Raw genomic sequence first — 25,546 nt, forward strand, 5'->3', positions numbered from 1 at the left:
TTCTTAAACTTTTGTTAACTTTTTATCAATATACTTATTTTATAAATAAATATTTTGATTTAAATAAGGTTTTCCATGAAAAAAATAGTAATACTACTTTTTATATCTTTACTTTATATTGCCCATGCAAACTCCAATGTTAAAAGCATTCTTTTTTTAGGAGATTCATTAACTGAAGGATTGGGAGTAAGTAAAGAAGATGCCTATCCCAACTTGGTAGAAAAATTGATTGAAAGTAAACTAAATAAAAATATCCTTGTAATTAATGGTGGAGTTAGTGGTTCAACTACTAGCGATGGTTTGGCAAGACTTCAATGGTATCTAAAGAAAAAGCCCGACTTGGTTTTTATTGCACTAGGTGCAAATGATGGATTAAGAGGTTTAGACCTGCAACAAACTCAAAAAAACCTTGAAGAGATTATCACTCATGCCAAAAAAGCCAATGCCAAAGTTTTACTTGCTGGTATGCTCATACCACCCAATTATGGAGCTCAATACTCTGAGCGTTTTAAAAAAATGTATGAAGATATAAAAGACAAATATGAGTTAAAGAGTATGCCTTTTTTACTGCAAGGTGTGGCAGGAGAACAAGAGCTTAATCAAAGAGATGGTATTCACCCCAATGAAAAAGGGCATGAATATATTGCAAAAGAAGTGTTTACGTTTTTAAAGGATGAATTGTAATGTTAAAATTAAAATCACTCAAAAAGTCATATCAGCAAGGATTGGAAAATATTGAGATATTTGAACATTTGGATTTTCATGTTGATATTGGACAAAGAGTTGCTATCATGGGGAAATCAGGAAGTGGTAAATCGACACTGCTTTCACTAATATCTGGAATAATTAAGCCTGACTCAGGTGATATTGTTTTAAATTCTGTTTCCTATAAGGATTTACAAGAGAGTGAATTAAATGATTTTAGAGCAACCAACATAGGCTTTATATTTCAAAACTTCCATTTGGTTTCTTATTTAAATGCACTTGAAAATGTGATGCTTCCTGCCAAAGTTTGTGGTATTTCCAAACCCAAAGAAAAGGCCATAGAACTTTTAGAAAGTGTTGGGCTTTCTCACCGTCTTGACCACTTACCTTCACAACTTAGTGGTGGAGAAAAACAGCGGGTGGCAATCGCAAGGGCGCTCATACATAATCCAAAGATCATATTAGCAGATGAACCAAGTGGAAACTTAGATGATGAGACGGGCAATGCCGTTATGGATATACTTTTTGAACTTATCAAAAAAAACAATACCACCTTAATCCTTGTGACACACTCAAAAGATGTTGCTGCTCGTTGTGAAAAAACTTATGAGCTTATACATGGGAAATTGACCTAATGTTGGTGCTTGAACTTGTTTACAAAGCACTGGCTCGTTCAAAGTCCTTTAGCTTTGTATTTATCTTAAATTTTAGTTTGGCTATTGCGGCACTCTCCTATTTACAATTTTTTAAAGGAAGTATTGATAGCTCCTTAGAGACTCAAGCAAAAAATCTACTAGGAGCTGACCTTGTAGTTTCTTCAAGGTTTCCTATAAGTTCTTCCCAAGAAGAGCAGATAAAAAAGAGACTTCCTACAATAAAAGGTTTTAGCCAAGGGGTTTCAACAGTGAGTATGATTGCTTCCCAAAAAAGAGCAAGACTCATGGAAGTGGTAAAAGTAAATGAGGGTTACCCTTATTATGGCGGCTTGGTATTTAAAGATAAAGCAAGCTATCCCAATGGACAAGACCTACCAAAACCAAATGAAGTGTGGGTCTACCAAGAAGTGTTGGATTTGCTGAGTTTAAAAAAAGGTGAAGCTTTAACAATAGGTCAAGCCAATTTTGTCATAAAAAAAGTCATAGAAACAGACAGCTTAAAAAGTGTCAGTTTTAGTGGTTTTATGCCAAAAATCTACATCAGTGAAGAGGGTTTAAAAAAAACAGAGCTTTTACAGTTTGGATCAACGGCCAGATATAAGTTAAACTACCTTTTTAAAGAAAATCTCAGCAATGAAAAACTTGAAAAGATTGAAAATAACTTAGAAGAGGTTATTGACCAAAACTTGAGGGTGCTCTCCCCCAACGATGGAAAAGACAGATTGCTTCGTGTCTTAAACTTTGTGACCAACTTCTTATCTTTGGTCTCTTTGGTATCTTTCTTTTTAGGTTTGGTGGGACTTATTTATCTGTATTCTGGATATCTTAGAAAACATCAAAAGGATATTACTGTTTTAAGTGACCTTGGTTTGAGTAAAATAAATTTGAGTTTGATATACTTTTTACATCTGTTTGTACTCATTGCTATTTCAACTATTTTTGTCTTTTCATTTATAACCATAACAGCACAGTTTATTGGCCCAATGATTGCCAAACTTGTGGACTTTGATTTTGATTTTTCATTGAATTATACTTTCTTTTTAAAATCAGCATTGGCACTTTTTGTACTAAGCATCACTATTGGTTTACCTTTGATTTTACCACTAATTCAACAAAGTAAGAGAGACTTTACTAAGGTAGTTTTGGCTTTTATTCCTTTTCTTAGTTTGTTGTTACTTTTGTCTGATTTTGTTACTTCTGCTAAAAATGTTGGTTTGTACTTTGCAGGTTCTGTGTTACTTATTATCATTTTGTTGTTTGCAGTTGGTGCACAAGTGTTAAAATGGGTTGATTTTTCTGGACATTTAGAAAACCTATCCTTATCTTTGGCATTTAAAAATATCACTCGGCAAAAGAAAACATCATTGACACTCTTTTCTGCCATTTTATTATGTACTACTTTTTTTAGTTTGATTCCTCAGGTGGGTTCATCGCTCTCATCTGCTTTAACTTTAAGTGTAGAAGAAAAACCACGTTTTTTTGTCATAGATGCCAAAGAGGAGCAAATAAAAGATATTGAAACACAAGTAAATAATATGGGAGCACGCTTAGAAAATGTATCTCCTATGATTCGAGGACGTATCATCAAAGTCAATGATATTGACTTTAGTGAACACTCTTTAAATTATGGTGATAAAAAACTCAAAGAGGAGAAAAATGAACTTAAAAATAGAGCTGTTAATCTCTCTTATCGAAACAATCTAAAAAAGAGTGAAGAGCTAATTGAAGGGAGAGAATTTTTAGGTGTCTATGACTCAGAGGATTTTTCTAAACCCATTGAGGTGAGTGTTGAAAAAAGATATGCTAGTAGAAGAGGGATAAACTTAGGAGACCGACTTGTTTTTGATGTTTTAGGTTTAGAATTAGAGGGTAAAGTGGTCAATATAAGAAGTGTAAAATGGACTGAATTTGTACCAAACTTTTTCTTTATTTTACAAGAGGGTGCTATAAACGATGCTCCAAAAACAATGTTGGCTACTATCTCTTCCGGGAATTATGATGCTCAACAAATGCTCATAAGCTTATCTGAAGAGTTTCCTTCATTGACTGTAATTGATGTTAAAAATATATTTGAATCATTTGCCAACTTAGTAAAAAATGTAACCAATATAACCGATAAAATGAGTCTTTATTCCATCATCATTGGGCTTTTGATGAGTTTTATTATTATTCAATATCAAATGAACCTACAAAAAAATAATATACTAAGACTAAAAATGATTGGGGTCAATAACAAAACCATCCGAAACTCTTTTTTACTTGAGTTTGGTCTAATCTCTTTATTAGCCAGTTCTTTAGGTATCATCCTAGGTAGTATTGGCTCTTATTTTATAAGCAAGATTCTTTTTGAGTCCTATTGGGATTTTAGACCTGATGTTCTATTGCTATATTTTTTCTTTATACCAGTTTTAACCCTCGGAATTGTTGGGTTTTTTACTTCAAGGATAATTAATCAAAAAGAAAATGTCCTTTTTGGGGAGTAGGAATTTAATAGTTCTCTTGAAAAGCAAAGCTTTCCGCTTTCTCACTTTTTAGTTGTAAAAAGTAAGACAAAAAGCAACCAGACGAGTTGATGAAGGCAAAGCTCCCTTCCAGTTAAATATTTATTTCCTGCCCTGCAAAACTCACTAAAGAGTGCATTTAGCACTCTTCTTAACGCTCAAACAGTTTCGGGCATAACCGAAAATAAACATCTAACTTCCGGCTTCATCAAAGTCTGGGAAGAAAGAAAGTTCAAACTATCATTTATGAATTTACTCAAGAAGAAGTTATGAATCTAAACAAATCAAAAATGTAAATGTCCTTATTCCCATTTTTGTTCCCAACCTTTGCAATAGATATTATTAAGTTTTTACTTTAATAAAATTTGTTGAGGATAATCAATTTTATTTTGAAATTGATAAGTTATAATAAATTAAAATTTTTATTATAAGGGAACATTATGAAAGTTCTATTTACGCTTATTTGTTTTGGTTTAATAATGTATTTAAATGCAGAAATTATTAAGCAGTCAGAATTTACAGTTAAAGATACAAGAACAAATATATTATGGCAAGATACAAAAGAAGTAAATAGTATTAAAAGAGATTTTAATGAAGCGAAAACTTATTGTGAATCTTTAAAATTAGATGGATATAATGATTGGAAGATACCAAGTTTTATGGAACTTTTTTCAATAGTAAATACAAAATCTTACAATCCAACTTTATCAAAAGAGTTTAAATATTTTAAGTCTGAAAATTATTGGACAAGCAAAAAATTTAGTCATGGCGCTAGTGGAGAAGCATTTGTAGTGAACTTTTTATCAGGAGCATTTAATAGAGAATCAATGGATAATAAGTTTTATGTAAGATGTTTTAGAAACGAAAAGTGATAAGAAAGAACATAAAAGGCTTTGAATATGATGTCATTAATATTAGCCTATATTTTAAAATAGTCCAATTTGATATTGTTTTTAAATCATAAGTAGGTCTACATTCAACAAAAGTCGAATTTTTTAAAACTTCAACTCATCAAATATTTCTTTTATAATCCAAATATTTATTCAAATATAACAATTTGAAATATAAATCATCTTTTTTAATAACTTATTATAAAATAGAATAAAAACTTTGGAAGTGATTAATGGCAGAACAGTTAAAAAATGTATATACAAAAGAATATATAAAAAAACTTGCTTTTAAAATAGAAGAAAACTATCAAGAGTTTGATAGTGATAGTTTTATAAACTCTATTTTTAATCCTACTTGGAAAAGCCTTGAACTAAAAGCACGCATGAGACATATTGTAATAACTCTTAATGAATATTTGCCTTTATCTTATAAAAAACAACTTGAAGTATTAAAACCAGCATCTAAGGATTTTGGTTCATTTGAAGCTATGTTTTTTCAAGACTTTGTAGAAGTATATGGTTTAGATGATTTTGAAAACTCTATGGAGGCTTTAGAAGTATTTACTCAAGGTTCTAGTTCTGAGTTTGCTATACGGCAGTTTATATTGAAGTATGAAGATAAAACTATGAAGAGGATGAAACTTTGGTCTAAGAGTTCTAATGAAGATATTCGAAGACTCTCTTGTGAAGGGTGTCGTCCTAGACTTCCTTGGGCTGTATCATTGCCTAAATTTAAAGATAATCCTTTAAAAGTACTGGAAATAATTGAAGAGCTTAAAAATGATAAAAGTCTATATGTAAGAAAATCTGTAGCTAATAACCTTAATGATATCTCAAAGGATAATCCACATTTTGTAATAGAGTTTGTAAAGAAGAACCTTGGTATTTCTAAAGAGCTTGATTGGGTATGTAAACATGCCTCTAGGACTCTACTAAAAAAAGCAGATGATGAGATATTGGGACTGTTTTCATTTGCACAAGCACATCATGTGGATATTTTAAATTTCACTTGTGATGAAATTGTAAATATTAATGAGTATTTAAACTTCTCTTTTGAGATAGTCTCTGATGAGCCTTTGGGAAACTTAAGAATTGAGTATGGCTTGTATTATTTAAAAGCTAATAATACACATAATAAAAAAGTTTTTATGATAAGTCAAAATGCTGTAAAATCAAAAAGTAAAAAGTTTATAAAAAAACAGAGTTTTAAAAATATGACTACAAGAAAACATTATTTAGGAAAACACTATATTTCCATAATAATAAATGGAAAGCAGATGATAAAAAAGGAGTTTATTTTAAATGACACCAGCAATTAAATTGTTAGAAAAAAAGAAGTGCAAGTTTGAAGTCCATAAATATGATCATGACCCAGCTTGTACAAACTTTGGAGAAGAGGCAGCTGTTAAATTAAATCTTGATAAAAATAGAGTATTTAAAACACTGTTAGTAGAACTTACTCCCAAAGAGTTGGTTGTTTGTGTAATACCTGTTTCAAAACAGCTGAGTTTAAAAGAGGTAGCAAGTGCCTTTAAAGTAAAAAAAGCACTCATGGCCAACAAAGATGAAGCTCAAAAAACTACAGGGTATTTACTTGGTGGGATCTCACCTTTGGGACAGAAAAAAAGATTAAAAACTATTGTTGATAAATTGGCATTTAACTATGATACAATATATGTAAGTGGCGGAAAAAGAGGTTTAGATATAGAGTTAAATCCTCAAGATTTAAAATTAATTTTAGATGCAAAAGAATTTGAGATTAGTGTTTGAGTTTAACTTCTTCTTAATCTTTTAGAAGTAGTATTATATATAGAAAAAAAAAAGGATGTTTATGGCTTCTTCAGATATGAATGCAGTATGTTCACAGTTACTAAGACCCCAAGATTTAGAGGTTTCAGATGAATTGTTTAAACAAGTTCAAAAAGAAAAGGTAGTTACAACAATTCTAAATGAAAATGATACAATCAATATAAAAATATATTCAACGTATCAACTTTATTTATCATTGGTTACTCCAATATTACATGATATTGGTTTTTTGATTATTGATGAAGTTACTTATAATATACAAAATGGAAAAGACCAAATATTTGTTTCAAGGTTTAATTTAAAACTTACAAAAGATGATGATTTAGAAAAGATTTTTAATGCAAAAAATAATTTAGAAAAAGTAATAACAACTGTTATTGGTAATCAAAATACAAAACACTCAAAAGTATTTTCACTAGTTTATTCTCAAGATTTTGATGCAAGAAAAATAAAACTTGTGAGGGGTATAGTTGAGTATATTGACCAAGCAGTTCTAACTATAAACTCAACAACTATTTTAAATACATTTATTGCTCATAATGATATTACCAAACTTTTTGTTGATTATTTTTATGCAAAATTTGACCCAACAATCACAAAAAGAGATAGTAAGTTAAAAGATATAAAAGAGAAAATCGAAGAAAAAGTCAAACATATACCACAAATAACTGATGATAGAATTTTAAAAATTACGTTGTCATTTTTAGACTCTTTATTAAGAACAAGTTACTTTTTAAATAAAGAGACAATTGGATTCAAAATAGATGCCTTGAAGTTTGGAGTAAATCTAAAAGGATTACAGCCAAATTTAGAAAACTTTATTTATCACGAATCATTTTATGGTATTCACTTAAGAATGAGTAATGTTTCAAGAGGTGGATTAAGATGGAGTGATAGACATGATGATTATCGTCAAGAGATAAAGTCACTAATGATTACACAAGAGGGGAAAAACTCTATTATTATACCTGATGGCGCAAAGGGTGGATTTGTAATAAATAAAGAGACTATGGATGTAACAAAAGAGTATTTTAAAGAAATCTATACACTGTTTATAAATGCAAACCTTGACTTAGTGGATAATATGGTTAATGGTGAAGTTGTAAAAGACAAAAACCTTGTTTGTTATGATGGAGATGATGCTTACTTTGTAGTTGCTGCTGATAAGGGAACTGCAGCTATGAGTGATGTTGCAAATGAGATTGCAATAAGTAGAGGCTTTTGGCTTGGAGATGCATTTGCTAGTGGTGGAAGTAATGGATATGGACATAAAGAATTAGGAATTACAGCACGTGGTTCTTTAGTCTCTTCTCAAAGATTTTTTATTGAAGAGGGAATAAATATTTATAAAGACAGTATATCTGTTATGGGTATTGGTTCTATGAGTGGTGATGTTTTTGGAAATGGATTAATAGAGTCAGATAAGTTTAAACTTTTGGGTGCAATTGCACATAAAGAGATTTTTATTGACCCAACACCAGACTTAGCAAAAAGTTTTGCCGAGAGAAAAAGATTGTTTGAATCTAAAGATGGAAGTTGGAAAAACTATAATAAAAAATTAATTTCTGCTGGTGGAGGGGTATTTTTAAGAAGTGAAAAAGAAATAGAACTTAGTCCTGAAATAAAAACCCTTCTAGGAACTACAAAAAAAGTAGTAAGTGGAGAAGAACTTTGTGTTATGCTTCTTTGTATGCATGTAGATTTATTGTTTAATGGTGGAGTTGGAACATATGTAAAAGCAAGTGATGAAAACTCATTAGATATTGGTGACAAACAAAATGAAGCAGTAAGAGTTGATGCAAGTAATTTAAAAGCAAGAATTGTTTGTGAAGGTGGGAACTTAGGTTTTACACAAAAAGCAAGAATTGAGTTTGCCTTAAATGGTGGAAGAATTAATATCGATGGAATCGATAACGCAGCTGGCGTTGATACTTCAGATCATGAAGTAAATTTAAAGATTTTATTAAACATGATTGGAGCTAAAGAGAATATTTGTAAAGAAGATACTCAAGCAACACTTGATTCTATGACTGACCAAGTTGTAAATTTAGTTTTAGAAAGCAATTATAATCAAGCTTTAGCAATCTCTTTAGATGAGAGATTTTCAAGACGTTATTTAAATGACTTTTTAAAGGTTGTTGATATTTTAGATAATTGTATACCTGCTTTTAATAGAGCAGCTTTTTATATACCAAAAAATGAGAATATAAACGATATAGTTGATATGAATGGTTCAATTGTTAGACCAGTATTATGTTCTCTTTTATCTTATTCAAAAATCTTTTTAAAGAAAGTTTTATTAGAGTCACAGTTAATTAATGAGCAATTTGCTTTACAATATTTATATAGATATTTTCCAAAGTCATTTGTTGGAGCATATGAACATGAGATATTAAATCATCCTCTAAGAAAAGAGATCATTGCAACTATGATGGCAGATATTATAGTAAATACTCAAGGGTGTACCTTTGTAAGTGATTATGAAAAACTTGGTAATGAAAGATTTATCTTAAAAATCAAATCATATTTAGTAGCAAAACAGTTATTTGGTGCTAAAGAGATGAGAGAGAAAATATATAAACAAGATTATATTATGGATGTAGATAAACAGTATAAACTTATCAACAAACTAGAGTATATCTTATATGCAAGTACAAGATGGATGGTAAAATATCTTAAAAAGAATCAATTAGATGCAACTCATATTTTAGACCATAAAGATGAGTTATTTGAACTGTTAAAAAAAGTGCATAATCAAGAAATAGAAAACCTAATAGATAAAGATGATGAATTTAATTTATTCTTTTCTGTGATTGATTACTTAAGATTTGCAGTTCCTGCTATTGTGATAAAAGAGAATACGAGTCATCCTTTTAAAGATGTGGTTATATTATTCTACTCACTAATTCACGAGTTTAATATTTTAGATATTATTTTTGCACTTAATAAAATAGAAATAACATCTAAAAATGACATGGTTTTAAGAGGTCAAGTTTTACAGTTCATAGAGTTTATCGTAGTTCATTACACTAAAAAAGTATTAAACTTCCAAAGAGTTAATGAAGCACCAGATATTGCTTTTGCAAACTTTGTTAATAATGAAAGTGATTCTTTTTATAAAGTAAGAGAACACCTTGATACATTTATGACTAAAGAAAACAAAGATATAAAAGAGATTGCAGTAACTGTCAATCAGATGATGGTTTCTTTATTATAATATAAAATTATAATAAATGGTTAATCTCTGTACTGTATAATATAAAAAAACTTAAAAAGGATTTATTATGAAAAGCAATATAAATGATGAACCAAGTTTAGATAAAATAGATGATTTTAATAATAAAGAGTCAAAAGATAAAAGAAATACAGTAAGACTTGTAGTTGTAGGTATACTTGTTATTGGGGCAATTTACTCATTTTTTAGATATGAAAATAATCAAGTGAGTGATTATGTAGGTACTCCTGAAAAACCGGGAATCAACACAACCAAAGGGAAATAATTGTTTCAAGACTTTTTTGAATATCATCAACAAACTAAACACTCATACTATTCTGTTAGAAGTAATCCTAACAGAATAGATTGGGACAATCCCCCTTCTAGATTTAAGCCCTATTATGAAAATAAAAGAATAGTTTTAGATTTAGAAAAAGAAAATCACAGATTTATTTATCAAAGTGCTGGAATAACGGCTAAGAAAACTTACCCTGGTGTGGAGTATTATTTAAGAGTAATACCAAGTGCTGGTGCTTTGTATCCCAATGAAATATATTTCCAAAGTAGAAATAACCAAGATATAGATGATGGAATTTATCACTATGATAGCTCATCAAACTCTATTGAACTACTATATCCTATCGAAGATGAGGGATTAGAACCATATTTAAAATATGAAAAAAAACAAAATGGTTTTATCTTTTTAGTTTCATCTGTTTATTATCGCTCTTCTTGGAAGTATAAGAATAGAGGATATAGATATTGTCTGCTTGATGCTGGACATATCTTAGGAGCTTTAGAAGCTTCTTCTTATGTTTTTGCTAAGTCTTATGAGATAAGATATGATTTTGATAAAGAGTCTTTAAATAGTATGTTTGGTTTTGATAGAGATGAGTTTTTCACCTCTGCTTTTGCTATGACCTTTTCTACAAATAAAGATGTTGAAAAATCAGATTTTAAATTAGACTATGTATCTCCTACTGGGGATTTTGTAGAAAATGAATTAATCGAAAATGGATATAAAGATAGTCTACTTATATCAAATAAACAGCCCCAAACAACTCCACCAAGTTTCAACTACAACAAAGAAGTTTTTCAAGAAACACTTTTAAATAGAAGGTCAATAAGAGAGTTTAGTCAAGGCTCTATGAGTAAAATAGAGTTTGAAATGATAATGAAAAATATAAAAGATAACATAGTAAGTGATTGTGATGAAGAGGTTGAAATTTATTATGTGATTAATAGAGTAAAAGATATGATTTTAGGTCTTTATCTTGATGAAAAGATTATAAAAGAGGGTGACTTAAAAGAAAAAGCTGGATATTTGTGCCTAGAGCAAGATTTAGGTAAGAGTTCTGCTGTAACATTTTTCTTAACAACAAAATCAAAAAACTACCAAGCAGCTTATCAAAAAGCTGGAATCATAGGCCATAGGCTCTATGTAGCTTCAAATTATTTAGGATATGGATGTAGTGGAATAGGGGCTTATTATGATGATGAAGTTTGTGAATTTATAGGTGAAAATACAATGGTACTTTATGCTTTAGCTATAGGGAAATAGCAAAGCATAAAAACTATACTTTAAATACACCTTGTGGTGTGTCACTAGAGTTTACCATCCAAATAGAAAAAATATCAATATAGTTCCAAAATGATTTTTTTAACTCTTCATCTAAATTTGTTTCTTCTATTGCTTTTGCAAAATTTTCAAGCCAAATAATTCTAGCTTTTGAATCAATTCTAAAAGGTGAATGTCTAGCTACCATTCTTGGTGCTCCCCTTGATTTATCAAAATATCTAGGTCCTCCACAAATTTGTATGAAAAAATCAGCTGCATGTCTTTTTGCAGCATCTAAACCCTCTTTTGTTGGAGGGAACAATCCCTTTATTTGGGTTTCAACTAATAGCTCATAGTGATTGTTTATCATCTCTCTCATGCCTTCTTCTCCTAAGCTCTCTAAAACCTTGGGATTTGGCAAGTCTACATTTGGTCTTTGTCCAAATTGACCTTCTGTTATTGTGTAATTCATTATTTACCTTTTTTATAAAAACTAATCTTACAAAATAAATCTTAAATAAAAATCTGTGATATAATTTTAATAAATATTTTAAGGAGTTTACATGAAAATAGTTTCTTATTTTGTAAGTGCAGCTGTTGCTTCACTTATGTTTACAACATCTTTAATGGCATCAGATATTGACGTCTCTTTTGTAGATGAAAAATGGAATGGGAAAGTTGTTCCTATTGATGAAGTTTGCTCTGATTATAATATAGAAGCTGGTAGTACTCCAGGTTTATATATTGAAAATCTACCTGTTGGGGCAAATAAAGTTATTATGAAGTTCAATGATAAGACATTTGTAAAAATGGATAATGGAGGGCATGGTATTTTATCTTATAAAATTGAACCTGAGACTTCTAGTGTAGAAATTTCTCCACAAATAGGAGAAACATTTGATTTGGATGAGGGCTTTGAAGTAGTAAGTGCACATACAGGTACAAGATTCAATAAAACAGAAGGGGCATACTTAGCACCATGTTCTGGAGGTAAAGGAAATACTTATACAGTAGAAATCTCAATTGTTGATACAAATAATAATATTTTAGCAACAAAGGAGTTAGTGTTAGGGAAGTATTAAACTATCAATAGTTTAAGATGTTTTATGTCAAAATAAAAAATAATATAAGTTTTTTTGAAATTAGATAGTAATAAATAACTTTATTTATTACTATCTATAGTAAGATAATGTAAAAGTGGGGTTATAGTGTTTTCTAAAATAATTGAAACTTCCTATCAGTTAAAAAAGATAAAAGTTTTATATATTGATAGTGATGATAATTATATTGAATCTGCATTAGAAATACTAAAAAATTATTTTGAAAATATAGTGGTCTCAACTAGTAGTGCTGATGCCTCTTTAAACCTTGAAAAAAGTCATTTTGATTTTATACTTATAGATATAAATATATCTAATAATGAGGGAATAGAACTTGTTAAAAAAATAAAAGAAAAGAATGAAGATGTTCTTATTGTATTTTTCTCAGAGTTTGATAATCATGAGTATTTATTAGAAAGTATGAAATTAGAAGTAGATGGATATATCTTTAAGCCAATAGACTTAGTGCAATTTAACTCAGTAATAGAAAAAATCACAGATAAATTTAATTGTAAATCTCAGTTATCAAATAATATCAACTTTTTAAACCAATATGTTGATATCGTTGATAATAGTACTATCATCTCAAAGACTGACATTGATGGGAATATTACATATGTAAATGATAAGTTTTGTAATATCACTGGATATAACAGAGCAGAACTCATTGGTAAAAGTCACAACATTCTTAAATATAAAGATAATCCAGATGAATTTTATAAAGATATGTGGCGCACAATAAAAGTAGAGAAAAAAGAGTGGCATGGCATAATAAAAAACGTCTCAAAAACAGGCAAAATTTATTATATGAAGGCTACTATAAAACCTCTTTTTGATATAGATGGAAATATTGTTGAATTTATTGCTTTTAGAGATAGTTTAAATCTTATTTTAGATGATAAAAAACACTTACTTAATAAAATAGAATTAAATAAATTATCACTGCTTATTTTAGTACAAATTCAAGAGTTTGATATGTTAGAAAAGTTTTATAATATAGTAAAAGTTGATCAAGTTGAAAAAACCTTTGCCTCAAACTTAGTATCCTATTTGCCTGCTTCATTTATTTTTGAAGATGTGTATACTTTAGGTGATGGGAAATATGCACTTTTAACTGATTATAGAAGTTTTGAAAAATTAGAAATTAAGTTACATGATTATCTTGAAGATTTTGTAAAAAATGTTACAGATTCTATTTTAGAAATAGATGGCATAGAGTATGATTTAAATATAATTCTTAGTTATTCATGTGGAAAATTCAGTCTTTATGAAGATGCAAAAGCTGGTCTAGAAGTTGCAATAACAAAGAATAAGATAATAAACTATTCAAATGATTCATCTATAAAAATCAACTTAGAAGCAAAAAAGAATTTTGAAATTATAAAGATGGTTAAGATAGCCCTTGACAACTACAAAATAGTCTCTTATTTTCAACCAATTATTAATAACAAAACAAAAGAGATAGAAAAATATGAGTCTTTGGTTAGATTGATCAATGAAGCTGGAGATGTTATCTCTCCTTTTGACTTTTTAAATGTTTCTAAAAAAGGTAACTATTATAATAAAATCACTAGTAGAGTTTTAGAAAACTCATTTAAGATGTTAGATTTTGTAAATACAAAACTATCTATAAATTTATCTGCACTAGACATAGAAAAAGAGCAAACAAGAGAAGAGATATTTGATTTACTTGATAAATATAAAGAACAAAATAATAGAATAGTTTTTGAGTTACTTGAAGATGAAAATGTAAAAGACTTTAGAAGTATAAAACTTTTTATTAAAAAGGTAAAAAAAAGAGGTGTAATGATTGCAATTGATGATTTTGGAGCAGGATACTCTAACTTTGAAAGGTTGCTTGACTTTGAACCTGATATTCTAAAGATAGATGGCTCTTTAGTGAAAAATATTGAAAAAGATGACTATAGTAAAAATATTATTGAAACAATAGTTTCATTTGCTAAAAAACAAAAAATCTTAACTATTGCAGAATATGTTGAAAATGAGACTATCTTTAATCTACTAAACGAAATAGGTGTTGACTACTCACAAGGTTACTATTTTGGTAAACCAGAATCCTTAGAAAAAAAGCATTAAGCTTTTTTGATAATACTTCTAATCATATTATTAAAAACAAAATAGTGAACTGGTATTAAAATATACCAATAGAGTCTTCCCCAAACCCCTTTAGGATAAAAATAAGCTGATTGGATAAGTTTATCTCCATCTATTTTAAACTCAAGCCAAGCAGTTCCTGGTAGCTTCATTTGAGCAAATAATAAAAGTCTTTTATTCTCTTGTACATCAATTACTTTCCAAAAGTCCAAACTATCTCCAACCCTTAGATTAAATTGATCACGTCTTCCTCTTTTTAGTCCTACACCACCAATTATTTTATCAATCACCCCTCTTATTTTCCATAAAAAATCATAATCAAACCATCCAAAATCACCACCAACACTAATAAAAGATTTGTATATGTTTTCTTGTGAATATTGTGATATATCTTCAACTCTTCTATCTACAAAAACTGCATCTGCTATCTCTTTTGTATGGTCTTTATCCCAAGCTTTTCCATATCTATCACTCCATCTACTTATGACTTGGTTGTTTTGTATCTCTTTTACTGCTTTTTTTACTGCATCTATATAAGACATTGGTTTTATATGTGGAAAATATTTCTTTGCATTTTCATTTTGTATTACAACTTCAGATTTTAGTCCTTCAATTAAAGCCTTTGCTACACCATAAGGAACAGGAGTAAAAAGATTTAGCCAATAAGATGATAATCTTATAGATAAAAAAGGCAAGGGAATAATATATCTTTTCAATCCTAAAGCAAGAGCAGTTTTCTCCATCATTTGTTTATATGTTAATTGCTCTGCTCCTATATCTACAATAAGGTTTTTTTTCTCTTCTAGGTATATGGATGAATAAAGATAAGAAAGTACATCATCAACTGCGATTGGCTGTGCTTTTGTATTTACCCATTTGGGTGTTGTCATGATAGGAAGTTTTTCAGTTAGATTTCTTATTATCTCAAAACTTGTACTTCCAGAACCAATAATAACCCCAGCTCTTATCCAGATAGTTTGAATCTTGTCACTTGAGCTTAATATCTCACCAGTTTCTAAACGACTTAAAAGATGTTCACTTGTATGTTCATTTTTAACACCAAGTCCTCCTAGATATATCACTTTTTTTACACCAGATGATATTGCCATATCCAAGAAGTTTTGAGCAGAAATTTTATCAAGGTTTTTATAGTCTTTTCTATTTAGTGAGTGTATTAAATAAAAGGCAATATCCACATCTTTTAGTGCTTTTTCTAAACTCTCTTTATGAAAAGTATCACCTTCAAAAACTTCAACTTTTTCGATTATTTTAGAAGAGATAGACTTCTTATCTCTTACTAATAATCTTAAATCAATATTTTCATCTTGAATGAGTCTATGTTTTAATCTTCTTCCAATATATCCAGTGGAACCTGTGAGTAATACTTTCATAAAATATCCTTTTAATATAGAATATTATATCTAGTAAATTTGTCTTTTCGTAGGGTAAATAAGAGAGTTGGACTCTCTTATTTTATGTAGTTGCTTTTTTTATCACTTGTATCTAACTCTTGACCGATATCTTTATATCTTGCAAAGTAGTATTTTACAAAGTCATTTATATTTTCATCTATTGGCATAAAATATTTGCCATCTTTTTTAGCAAAGTTATTTAAAAACTGTGTTGCATCTTTTTTATCTAAGTAGTGTTTTGCTAAATCACTATATGTACTTATATACCAAGTTTTTAGTTTCTCATATTTTTCATCAGATAAATCAATACTTAACTTTTCATTTTCCCAAGATAAAACTTGTGAATCAAATAGACCATTTAGGTGAATCAATCCTTCACAATAGTAAGGCTGTACTTCATCAACTTCCATCCAACCCATAAGTCCAACTGCTCTTTTAACACTATCGATTAAAACTTGTTTTTGTAAGTGTTTTTCATCGTTGTTTTCATCTAAGAAAAATGAAACTAGCCCACCAGTAGTTGCTTTGAACTCTTCTATATTTTTAAAATTACCTGTTTTGTTCATCACTGATTCTGTCTCATCATCGCACCATAAAATATGTCCATACTCATGTCCAATAGTTGTGATATCATAAACTTGATGCCAAGATGATGTTTCATTAAATAAAAACTTTCTATCTTCATTTAAAAACTCATTTCCAAAGACTTCAGCACTAAGACGTAAAAATGGTTTAGCACGACTAGTTTGTAAAATCTCATCAGCAAAAGCAAATATCTTTTTACCTTCTTCACGTGATACTATTTCATCATTTGGTACAACTTGAGCTGAAAATAGTCCATTTAATTCAGCACCAAAAAATATGGCAGGTCGACCAATATATAGTTGAACCTTGTCAAGAGATTTTAATGAGAAATCATAGATGTTCTTATAAGCAGTGTTCTCTTCAAAGCTAGAAAAAATATTTGCAAAAGCAGATTTTATTTTATTTACTCTGTGGTCATTTTGTGCAAATTCTGGATTTGTAAATCTTATATCCCACTCCAAGGCAACTGCTTTTCTAAAGTGGTCTTCATAGTATTCAAGTGGATGTCCTATTTGAATAGGTGATTTTATTTTCATCCATGCTCTATCTACATTTGCCCATTTGTCTACTAATAAATTTTCATTATCTTCTGCAAAAGCTAAAATAAGTGATTGGATATATAAAATATAATCCCACTTGTGACCGAAAATATCATCCTCACACTCTAATAAACTCTCTTCAAAATCTTCTAAGGCATTAATTACTTCTGTTGTTTGTTTTTTGAAAGCTTTTATATAAGCTTGATTTTCATATCCATTGCCTTTTTTTACTAGTGCAGAGTATGACCTATCGGCAGTAATAGAATTATGTCCTAAGTCAAATAGAGAGTTTGTTTCAAGATAATCAAAAACTTTTGTCTCATCACCATCAAATTTTGCTAGTAGTTCTTTATTTATACCATTTATAATATGTGCAGTCCAAGAGCTTTGCCATGATGACATTTTTATTCCTACATCATAAACACCTTGAAATATAGCTTGGTAAAATGGAGTTAAAAGATTGTTTTCTTTTATAAATGCTACTGTTTTTTTGTGTTTGTTATGCCAAAACTCTTTTACAAATAGAAATGCTTTTTCTTGTAACTCTATAACTTCTTTTTCATCTTTATCTAATTTTTTTAATACTTGAACAAGTGAATCATCTCGTAAGTTTACTATTCTTGTAACTAGTGCAAATCTTAAGTCATCACTCATTTTTAGCTTTAAACTTTTTGCAAAATCATCAATTAGAGTTAACTCCTCATACCGTTTATCTTCTAAGGCAGATACTAATTTATTTATTTCATCTTTTTGAGTGTTTAAGTATTCATATATTTTTTTTGAATCTTCTAAAAATTGTTCTTTATTCATATTGTTTATCCTTTAAAAGTAAAATTCTACCATGATTATTTTTATATACAATAAAATAGTAAAAGTAATAATAAAAGGTAAATTTAGCACTTATGACTTAAAAGTGCTAAATTTTATCAAAACTTTAGCTTCCTTTTATAAAGTTTTGATAAAATTTCTCTTACAAAAACTAAAAATTATAGGAGAAATTCATGGCGAAACATCAATTTCAAACAGAAGTTGGACAATTATTACATTTAATGACACACTCTTTATATTCTAATAAAGAGATTTTTATAAGAGAACTAGTATCAAATGCAAGTGATGCAATTGATAAATTAAACTACTTAAAACTAACAGATGAGTCAATCAAAGCAGTACTACCTGAAGATTGGGCTGGTGAGATTAATGTTTCTTTTGATGAAGCAGATAAATCATTAACTATTTCAGATAATGGTGTAGGTATGAATAATGAAGATTTAATCGCTTCTATTGGTACTATCGCAAAATCAGGAACAAAGTCATTTGTTGAAGCTTTAACTGGTGATGCTAAAAAAGATTCAAACCTTATTGGACAATTTGGTGTTGGTTTTTATTCTGTATTTATGGTAGCTTCACATGTTGATGTTATCTCTAGAAAAGCAGGTGAAGAGACTGCATATAAATGGTCAAGTGATGGTACTGGAGAGTTTGATTTAGCTCCTTGTACAAAAGAATCAACAGGAACTGTTATTTATATCAAACTAAAAGATGAAGAAGCAGAAGAGTTCGCTAGCAAACCTAGAATTGAAAATATTGTAAAAAAATATTCTGACCATATAGCTTATCCAATTTTCCTAAACTATTCAGAAGAAGTTAGTGAAGAGTTAAGTGAAGAAGATGAAAAAGCTGGAAAAGAAGCTAAAAAAACAACTGAAAAAAGACACGAAAAAATCAATGCAGCAACAGCTCTTTGGATGCAACCAAAAGCTAAAATCAAAAAAGAAGAGTACAATGATTTTTATAAATCTATCTCTCATGACTCAACAGATCCTATGCTTACTATGCATACAAGAGTTGAAGGTGTAAACGAATATACAACACTTTTCTATATTCCTGCAATTGCTCCAATGGATATGTATAGAGCTGATTATCAACCAGGTGTTAAGCTTTATGTTAAAAGAGTATTTATTACAGACTCAGAGAAAGAACTATTACCAACTTACTTAAGATTTGTAAGAGGTATTATTGATAGTGAAGATTTACCATTAAACGTTTCAAGAGAAATCTTACAAGAAAACAGAGTAATGGCAAACATCAAACAAGGTTCTGTTAAAAAAATCCTAAGTGAAATCAAAAAATTATCTAAAGATGAAGAAAAATACGCTGAATTTGTTGCTCAATATAACAGAGCTTTAAAAGAGGGTGCATACCAAGACTTCACAAATAAAGAGGCTATCTTAGAACTACTTAGATATAAATCAACAAAAACTGAAGATGGAAAAATGACTTCATTAGAAGCATATAAAGATAGAGCTGATAGTGAGCAAAAAGCTATTTACTACATCATTGGTGAAAATGAAAATGTAATGAAAAACTCACCACTACTTGAAGCTTATAAGAAAAATGATATTGAAGTATTACTTTGTGATGACAAAGAGATAGATGAGATTATCACTCCAGGATTACAAGCTTATAAAGAGTGGGAATTTAAAGATATCACTTCTTGTGAAGCTCCAAAAGTAGAGCAAAGTGAAGAAGAGAAAAAAGAGGTTGAAGAGAAATTTGAATCAATCACTAAAAAAATCAAAGATAATTTAGGTGAAGCTGTTAAAGAAGTAAGAGTAACTAACAGATTAAGCGAATCACCATCTTGTGTTACAAAAGATGCAGGTGATGCACAAATGGCTCAAATGATGCAAATGATGAAAGCAATGGGACAAGCAATGCCAGAAGGCGCTCCAATCTTAGAAATCAACCCAGAGCATGACATCGTTAAAAAATTAAACGGTTGTCCAGATGATGCACTTATTGCAGATGTATCATGGGTACTATTAGACCAAGCGAAATTATCAGAAGGTATGGAAATTACTGATGCAGTGCAGTTTGCACAAAGACTAAACAGAATTACAGCTAAAGCACTTTAATAAAAGAACTATTTGCACGCATCTTCTGCGTTGCAAATAGTTTTTCTTTCAATCACCTACTAATTGTAGGCTCAATCAAAAAAAACTATTTGCGCATTGAATCTACATACAACTAGTTTTTTTATATAAAAAGTTTAAAAAAAGTATTCTTTATAAATATTATTTTAAAGTTTAATTAATATAATATTATAAAATAATAAGGATTACTATGGGATGGAAATTAAAAAGTTCAAAATCTAAGAATTCAAGAGATGTTTATATTATACATGTTAAAAAAAATAATTTAACAGGAGAAATTATTAAAATTGATAAACTCGGTGATTATGAATACTCTTACACTCCTAAAAAAATTGGAATTTTTAGAGTGATGGAAAATACAGATACTTCGAAATATGCTTTAAAAGGATGTTATATAGTTTATCAAGGTAATGAAGAATATCTTCAAAGATGTAAACTTACAGATAATGAAGTTCGAGAAATGACTGATGAACAAATCAATGATGAAAGCTTTTTAAATGATTATGCAATGGAAAAAATATCTAAATACAATAATTAAATAATATGCTACAATAAAACAATAAACAAGGATAAAAAGTGACTAAAGAATATATTATTAAATATCTTAGCGAACATAAAGATGAATTTTCTAAAAAATTTGGTATTACAAAGCTTGGACTTTTTGGCTCTTATGTTAGAAGTGAAGCTAAAGAAAATAGTGATATAGATATTCTTGTGGAGCTTGAAAATGGTCTTATAAATATTCATGATAAAAAATCTGATTTTAAAGATACTTTGGAAAAATATTTTAATCTTAAAGTCGATATTGCTAGAGAAAAATATTTAAAACCTCTTGCTAAAAAAGAGATATTAAGTGAAGTAGAATATGTCTAAACTTCGTTTATCTTTATTATCTATTCTTGAAGCGATTGATAAAATTGATAGATATACGCATGAGTATAAATCTGCTGATGAGTTTTATCATGAGGAAAGAGATTTTGATGCTACAATGATGCAATTTGTGATTATTGGTGAGATGATTTCAAAGCTTGATGATGCTTTTAAAAATGAATATTCTGATATTCCATGGCAGAAAATCAAAGATTTTAGAAATATTGTAGCCCATAATTATTTTGGTATAGATGCCGATGAGATTTGGGAAATAATTACTACTAAAATAAAACCACTTAAAAAAGATATTGAATCTATCCTTCCAAAAATATAATTTAAAATATAAATACGTTTCAAAATAAAAACTAATTCCTCTTAAAAGAAAATTTATCTTTTTTAGCTATAATTATTAGTAATATCATTTGGTATTACTGATAATTATATGTAATATTAAAGGTAGTCATATGGACTTTGATTTTATTCTTGCTTTTGCTTTGATTGTTTTTCTCTCTTCTATTGTTCATGGTGGTATTGGTTTTGGCTTTGGGATGATTTGTACTCCCTTGGTTGCTATGTTTACTGATATACAAACTACTATAATGTATATGCTTATTCCTACTATGCTTGTAAATATTGTTAGTATCATGAGTGAGGGTAAGTTTTTTGAGGCTTTAAAAAAGTTTTGGTTTATCATAACTCTTATGGTAATAGGAAGTTGCATAGGTACTGTTTTACTTATATTTGCTAACTCTGATTATTTTAAACTTCTTTTGGCTTTGATTATTTTTGTATATCTGTTTCAATCTTTGGTCAAAATAGAAGCTACTTTTGTGGCAAAATATCCTAAGTCTTCAACTTATGGTTTGGGTATCTTTGGTGGTATTTTATCTGGTCTTACAAACATCGTAGCACCTTTGATGATAATGTACAGTTTGGAGATGAAATATAGTAAAAAAGATACTATTCAACTATCAAACTTATGTTTTCTTTTTACAAAAATAGGGCAGATGGGTGTGTTTTTGTATTATGGGGCATTTACAAGAGAGTCATTTGATATATCTATGTTAAGTTTGCTCGCTGTTTCTATTGGGCTATTTTTTGGAATAAAACTCAAAAAAAGAATAGATGCAAAATTTTATGCAAAGATATTAAAAGTTTTACTCTTTATCATAGCTTCTATTTTAGTTGTTCAAACATTAAATTCTTAAAAGGCATATAAGTGGATTCAAATTTATTAAAAGTATTTATTGCAGTTGCAAACACAAAGAGCATATCATTAGGTGCAAAAGAGTTGAACTTTACTCAGTCAAATGTAACCTTAAGAATAAAACAGCTTGAAAAAAGTTTGGGTTATGATTTGTTTCATAGGACAAATAGGGGAGTTGTTTTAACCCTAGCTGGACAGAAACTTTATCCTTATGCTGTAGATATAGTAAAGAAGGTTGAAGAAGCTAGTTTAAAGATGAGAAATGTAGATTATCAAAAGCTTTTAAAAGTAGGTTCAACTCAATCAAATACAACTATAAGACTTACAAAATTTATAGAAAAAGTAAATGATGATTTTCCAGATATGAAACTAGACTTTGTAGTTGATAGTAGTTTAAATTTAATAGAGCAACTACTTAATTATAAACTTGATATTGCCTTTGTAAATGGAAACCCAAATCACAAAGATATAGAAGTACTAAATATAATCAAAGAAGATATTGTCTTAGTTGAACCCAAAGATAAAATTTCAGAGAATACAATCTTTGCATATAAAAATGGCTGTCTAAATCGTATATTTTTAGAAAAGTATTTAAGTGATGAAAATGAAAATAAATATAAAAAAGTAAATCTAGAGAATTATGAGTTGATTTTAGCTTGTGTAAAATCAGGTTATGGTGTGGCACTATTTTCTAGAGAAATAATAGAAAAGTTTGGATATCAAGATAAACTAAAAGTTACTGATATGGATTTTAATCTTGATACTTATTTGATATGTAGAAAAGACTTTATTCCCATGATTGAAAACTATCTTAGAGATATAAGTTTAGAGTAAAATATAAATTTAATAATTTTTTTGCAAATTACTTGAATATAATAGATTTTTCTCTTATAATATGGTAACTTCGTATTAGGTAGCCACTATGAACTTTTTTAAAAAGATTATTAATTCATTAAACCAGATGTCAAGCCCCATATATACTTTTAATGCACACAGTTCTGAGCTATCCTTTTTATTACCAAATGATGAAAAGATAGACTTCACACTTGATAAGTTTGATGTAAAGACTAGACATGATCCTTATGCTATTGATGCATATACTTTCAATAATCCTGATATATATTTTGAGTATATTCATTTAGATTCTGTTTGCTCTTGGAATGGCTTAGCTCGTGGTTACTTTGTAAGTTTATTACAAAAGACTATCAAAGAAGAGTTAGAACTACAAGAGAGATTTGAGTTTGGTCATTATGAGTTCTCTACATACAAAACATCAAAAAATAGTTATATACATTTAATATGTATTTGGGAAGTAAATAAAGAGGTTTTTATAATTGATAAAAAGGGTGTACTTTATAAAAACTTCATAAACCTTTTAGATAGTGATTATAAATATGAGTTCACTGATAAAAAGATGTATGAATTAGATGCTGAAATAAGTTTAGTTAAACAAAATTCATTAAATCAATACTTTAATGCAAGTGGAGATTGATTTGATGTATAATTAAGAAAATGAAAGGATGAAATATGTTTTTAAAATTAATTATTGCTTCGATTATCTCATTATTACTTACTTCATGTGTATCAAATAATTTTCACTATGATATGAAAAACTCTTCTCTTAGTTTCCCTTTAGAAAATTTAAATAAAAAAGTCTTTCTTACAGATGTAAAATATGAAAATACCTTTTCTGGCTGCTCTGTTGATACTTATATTTTAAGTGGTAAGAGTAAAGAATATGGTAACTTTTTTATAGAAAATATAGAATTAGCAAACAACTGTCAATGGAATGGTGCAGCTAATGGATTTTTTACGTATGAGTTAAAAACTAGACTTAAATTTAAAACTTTTAAATTAGTAGATAGATTTACAAAACAAAACTATGAAATATCTACATATAAAGTAGATGGAGAAAAGTATGTAAGTATTATAGAAAGATATACAGTAAATGGAAATATTCTTATTATTGATAATAGAGGAAAACTTTCAGCTGAAATAATTAAAACACTAGACCCAGAGTTTGAGTATAAATACTTAAATGAACAAAGAACAGATATAAAATATGATTATAGTCTTGTGAAAAATAATGTTTTTTTCAGATATTTTGGAAAAGAAGTTGAAGTTTTAGATAGAAAATAACGGTGAAAATCACCGTTACTTATAAGGAGACAATAGCAAGGAAAGCTAAAGTTTGTTTGTATGACAGAAGAATTGTAATGTAAATAGGATAAAATATATCCTATTTAAAAAAGTTAGAAATTAAATTTAAATTTTATTTAAGGAGAAACTTTATTGTTTGAAGAATTAACACAGTTTTTATACCAATATAAAAACAAACAATTAGAAGCAAATGAGATATCAAAATTAAAAGATGATTTTGATAAATATAAAATAGACATAACAAATAGTGAGTATTTTGATAAATACTACAATAACTATTTGAACATCAAAGGTTATACCTATAGGTTAGATGACAGAGCTATGAGACTATTTTATACTTTTCAAGAAGCTGTTTATTCTATAGACTTAGCAAAGCTAACTCGGGATGAAGATGGTGTTTTATTAAATAGTATTGTTTATACTTTAGTTTTATGTGATTGTATAGATGAATATTTAGGAAATAGTATAGATGAAACTATAAAACAAAAAGCAATAGAGTTTTATAAAAATGAACAAAAAAGAGTTTCAGCAGAAAATAAAAAATACCACATGTACCAAAACTAGTTAATTTTTATTAAATAGTTTTAGTATATCTTTTTCAATAAATTCAATATCATCACTTAACGTTAATATATCTAACTCATCTATGCTAATCATATTCTCTTTTACTAGGGTACCTTCAAGAAATATAAGCATATTTTTCCAAAATTCTGTATCATAAAGATATATTTTTAGGTTTTCTATCTTTTGTGTTTGAACTAAAATTATTATCTCAAATAGCTCATCAAGAGTTCCATATCCTCCTGGAAATACTACACAAGCTGAGGAGTGTTTAACTAACATGTATTTTCTAGAGAAAAAATAGTTAAAAGTATGACTTCTTGTTGTATAAAGATTTAGTTTTTGTTCAACTGGAATAATGATATTTAATCCAATAGATTCTGCAGTATTTGCATCATAGGCACCTCTATTAGCTGCCTCCATAATACCACCACCACCGCCAGTTACTATATTGATACCTTTTTTATTTAAATTGAAAGCTAACTTTTCAGCTAATTTACAAAACCTATTATCTTGTTGTATTCTTGCACTTCCAAAAAATGTTACACAGTTATCAATATCTTTGAAAATCTTTTCACTATCATTAAAGTCACTTGCTATCTCATTAAAATCATTTGCAATTTTATTTTTTTCAACTATCTCTTCACTACATTCAATCAAAATATACTCTTTCATTAATTTATATAATTATATTAGAATAACATAAGAAAATAATTTAAATATAAAATTTG

24 protein-coding genes are annotated in these 25,546 nt (G+C 28.6%); 20 read left to right on the plus strand and 4 right to left on the minus strand.

What is annotated here, in order from left to right; all coding sequences use genetic code 11:
- The first annotated feature begins 75 nt into the window (after nt 1-75).
- From Q0617_RS14950 to Q0617_RS14990, 9 genes are all read left to right on the plus strand, one after another.
- Nucleotides 76-684: an arylesterase gene (locus tag Q0617_RS14950; RefSeq protein ID WP_298754517.1), complete on the plus strand. Its 609-nt coding sequence runs from the start codon at nt 76-78 to the stop codon at nt 682-684.
- On the plus strand, nt 684-1,340 hold the full coding sequence (locus Q0617_RS14955; RefSeq protein WP_298754520.1) for an ABC transporter ATP-binding protein: 657 nt from the start codon (nt 684-686) through the stop codon (nt 1,338-1,340). Before Q0617_RS14950 ends, Q0617_RS14955 begins: the two co-directional genes overlap by 1 nt.
- On the plus strand, nt 1,340-3,844 hold the full coding sequence (locus Q0617_RS14960; protein ID WP_298754522.1) for an FtsX-like permease family protein: 2,505 nt from the start codon (nt 1,340-1,342) through the stop codon (nt 3,842-3,844). Before Q0617_RS14955 ends, Q0617_RS14960 begins: the two co-directional genes overlap by 1 nt.
- A gap of 458 nt (nt 3,845-4,302) precedes the next feature.
- A complete protein-coding gene (locus tag Q0617_RS14965) occupies nt 4,303-4,734 on the plus strand; it encodes a DUF1566 domain-containing protein (RefSeq protein ID WP_298754525.1) in 432 nt (143 codons plus the stop codon).
- Between the two features lie 251 nt (nt 4,735-4,985).
- Nucleotides 4,986-6,071, plus strand: a complete 1,086-nt coding sequence (locus tag Q0617_RS14970; protein WP_298754527.1) for a DNA alkylation repair protein — start codon at nt 4,986-4,988, stop codon at nt 6,069-6,071.
- The gene (gene ybaK, locus Q0617_RS14975; RefSeq protein ID WP_298754529.1) at nt 6,055-6,522 is read left to right on the plus strand and encodes a Cys-tRNA(Pro) deacylase; all 468 of its coding nucleotides are present in this window, start codon (nt 6,055-6,057) and stop codon (nt 6,520-6,522) included. Before Q0617_RS14970 ends, ybaK begins: the two co-directional genes overlap by 17 nt.
- Nucleotides 6,523-6,583: 61 nt before the next feature.
- Nucleotides 6,584-9,778 carry an NAD-glutamate dehydrogenase domain-containing protein gene (locus Q0617_RS14980; RefSeq protein ID WP_298754531.1) on the plus strand — a complete coding sequence of 1,065 codons (3,195 nt, stop codon included), beginning with the start codon at nt 6,584-6,586 and terminating at the stop codon, nt 9,776-9,778.
- A gap of 67 nt (nt 9,779-9,845) precedes the next feature.
- Nucleotides 9,846-10,061: a hypothetical protein gene (locus tag Q0617_RS14985; RefSeq protein ID WP_298754533.1), complete on the plus strand. Its 216-nt coding sequence runs from the start codon at nt 9,846-9,848 to the stop codon at nt 10,059-10,061.
- Nucleotides 10,062-11,336, plus strand: a complete 1,275-nt coding sequence (locus Q0617_RS14990) for a SagB family peptide dehydrogenase (protein ID WP_298754535.1) — start codon at nt 10,062-10,064, stop codon at nt 11,334-11,336.
- Between the two features lie 13 nt (nt 11,337-11,349).
- Here Q0617_RS14990 and Q0617_RS14995 read toward each other — a convergent pair whose 3' ends face one another.
- Nucleotides 11,350-11,805 (minus strand): globin, encoded by a 456-nt coding sequence (locus Q0617_RS14995; protein ID WP_298754537.1) that lies wholly within the window; start codon nt 11,803-11,805, stop codon nt 11,350-11,352.
- 91 nt (nt 11,806-11,896) lie between these two features.
- Between Q0617_RS14995 and Q0617_RS15000 the strand changes: the two genes are divergently transcribed.
- Entirely contained in the window at nt 11,897-12,415 is a 519-nt protein-coding gene (locus Q0617_RS15000; protein WP_298754539.1) for a hypothetical protein, read from the plus strand.
- Nucleotides 12,416-12,541: 126 nt separating this feature from the next.
- Nucleotides 12,542-14,530 carry an EAL domain-containing protein gene (locus tag Q0617_RS15005; protein WP_298754541.1) on the plus strand — a complete coding sequence of 663 codons (1,989 nt, stop codon included), beginning with the start codon at nt 12,542-12,544 and terminating at the stop codon, nt 14,528-14,530.
- Here the strand turns inward: Q0617_RS15005 and Q0617_RS15010 are convergent.
- A complete protein-coding gene (locus Q0617_RS15010) occupies nt 14,527-15,939 on the minus strand; it encodes an SDR family oxidoreductase (RefSeq protein WP_298754543.1) in 1,413 nt (470 codons plus the stop codon). The genes Q0617_RS15005 and Q0617_RS15010 overlap by 4 nt on opposite strands.
- A 77-nt stretch (nt 15,940-16,016) precedes the next feature.
- Nucleotides 16,017-17,894: an invasion protein CiaB gene (ciaB, locus tag Q0617_RS15015; RefSeq protein ID WP_298754545.1), complete on the minus strand. Its 1,878-nt coding sequence runs from the start codon at nt 17,892-17,894 to the stop codon at nt 16,017-16,019.
- 191 nt (nt 17,895-18,085) lie between these two features.
- On the opposite strand from ciaB, the gene htpG reads away from it, so the two are divergent.
- The 9 genes from htpG to Q0617_RS15060 all read left to right on the plus strand — a co-directional run bounded on the left by htpG (nt 18,086) and on the right by Q0617_RS15060 (nt 24,818).
- The gene (gene htpG, locus Q0617_RS15020) at nt 18,086-19,999 is read left to right on the plus strand and encodes a molecular chaperone HtpG (protein ID WP_298754548.1); all 1,914 of its coding nucleotides are present in this window, start codon (nt 18,086-18,088) and stop codon (nt 19,997-19,999) included.
- A 208-nt stretch (nt 20,000-20,207) separates the two neighbouring features.
- Complete coding sequence (locus Q0617_RS15025; protein ID WP_298754550.1) at nt 20,208-20,555, plus strand: hypothetical protein; 348 nt, start codon at nt 20,208-20,210, stop codon at nt 20,553-20,555.
- Between the two features lie 38 nt (nt 20,556-20,593).
- Nucleotides 20,594-20,890 (plus strand): nucleotidyltransferase family protein, encoded by a 297-nt coding sequence (locus tag Q0617_RS15030; RefSeq protein ID WP_298754552.1) that lies wholly within the window; start codon nt 20,594-20,596, stop codon nt 20,888-20,890.
- Nucleotides 20,883-21,221 (plus strand): HepT-like ribonuclease domain-containing protein, encoded by a 339-nt coding sequence (locus tag Q0617_RS15035; RefSeq protein ID WP_298754554.1) that lies wholly within the window; start codon nt 20,883-20,885, stop codon nt 21,219-21,221. The genes Q0617_RS15030 and Q0617_RS15035 overlap by 8 nt, the downstream gene beginning before the upstream one ends.
- Before the next feature lie 130 nt (nt 21,222-21,351).
- Complete coding sequence (locus Q0617_RS15040) at nt 21,352-22,095, plus strand: sulfite exporter TauE/SafE family protein (RefSeq protein WP_298754556.1); 744 nt, start codon at nt 21,352-21,354, stop codon at nt 22,093-22,095.
- An 11-nt stretch (nt 22,096-22,106) separates the two neighbouring features.
- Nucleotides 22,107-22,928 carry a LysR family transcriptional regulator gene (locus Q0617_RS15045; RefSeq protein ID WP_298754558.1) on the plus strand — a complete coding sequence of 274 codons (822 nt, stop codon included), beginning with the start codon at nt 22,107-22,109 and terminating at the stop codon, nt 22,926-22,928.
- Nucleotides 22,929-23,016: 88 nt separating this feature from the next.
- Entirely contained in the window at nt 23,017-23,586 is a 570-nt protein-coding gene (locus Q0617_RS15050) for a hypothetical protein (RefSeq protein ID WP_298754560.1), read from the plus strand.
- A gap of 35 nt (nt 23,587-23,621) precedes the next feature.
- Entirely contained in the window at nt 23,622-24,233 is a 612-nt protein-coding gene (locus Q0617_RS15055) for a hypothetical protein (protein ID WP_298754562.1), read from the plus strand.
- Between the two features lie 153 nt (nt 24,234-24,386).
- Nucleotides 24,387-24,818, plus strand: coding sequence for a hypothetical protein (locus tag Q0617_RS15060; protein ID WP_298754564.1), 432 nt, complete (start codon nt 24,387-24,389; stop codon nt 24,816-24,818).
- On the opposite strand, the gene Q0617_RS15065 is transcribed toward Q0617_RS15060, so the two are convergent.
- The gene (locus Q0617_RS15065) at nt 24,819-25,490 is read right to left on the minus strand and encodes a TIGR00730 family Rossman fold protein (protein WP_298754567.1); all 672 of its coding nucleotides are present in this window, start codon (nt 25,488-25,490) and stop codon (nt 24,819-24,821) included.
- Between the last annotated feature and the right edge of the window lie 56 nt (nt 25,491-25,546).

Source organism: uncultured Arcobacter sp. (genome assembly GCF_937982575.1).
Classification (GTDB): Bacteria; Campylobacterota; Campylobacteria; order Campylobacterales; family Arcobacteraceae; genus Arcobacter.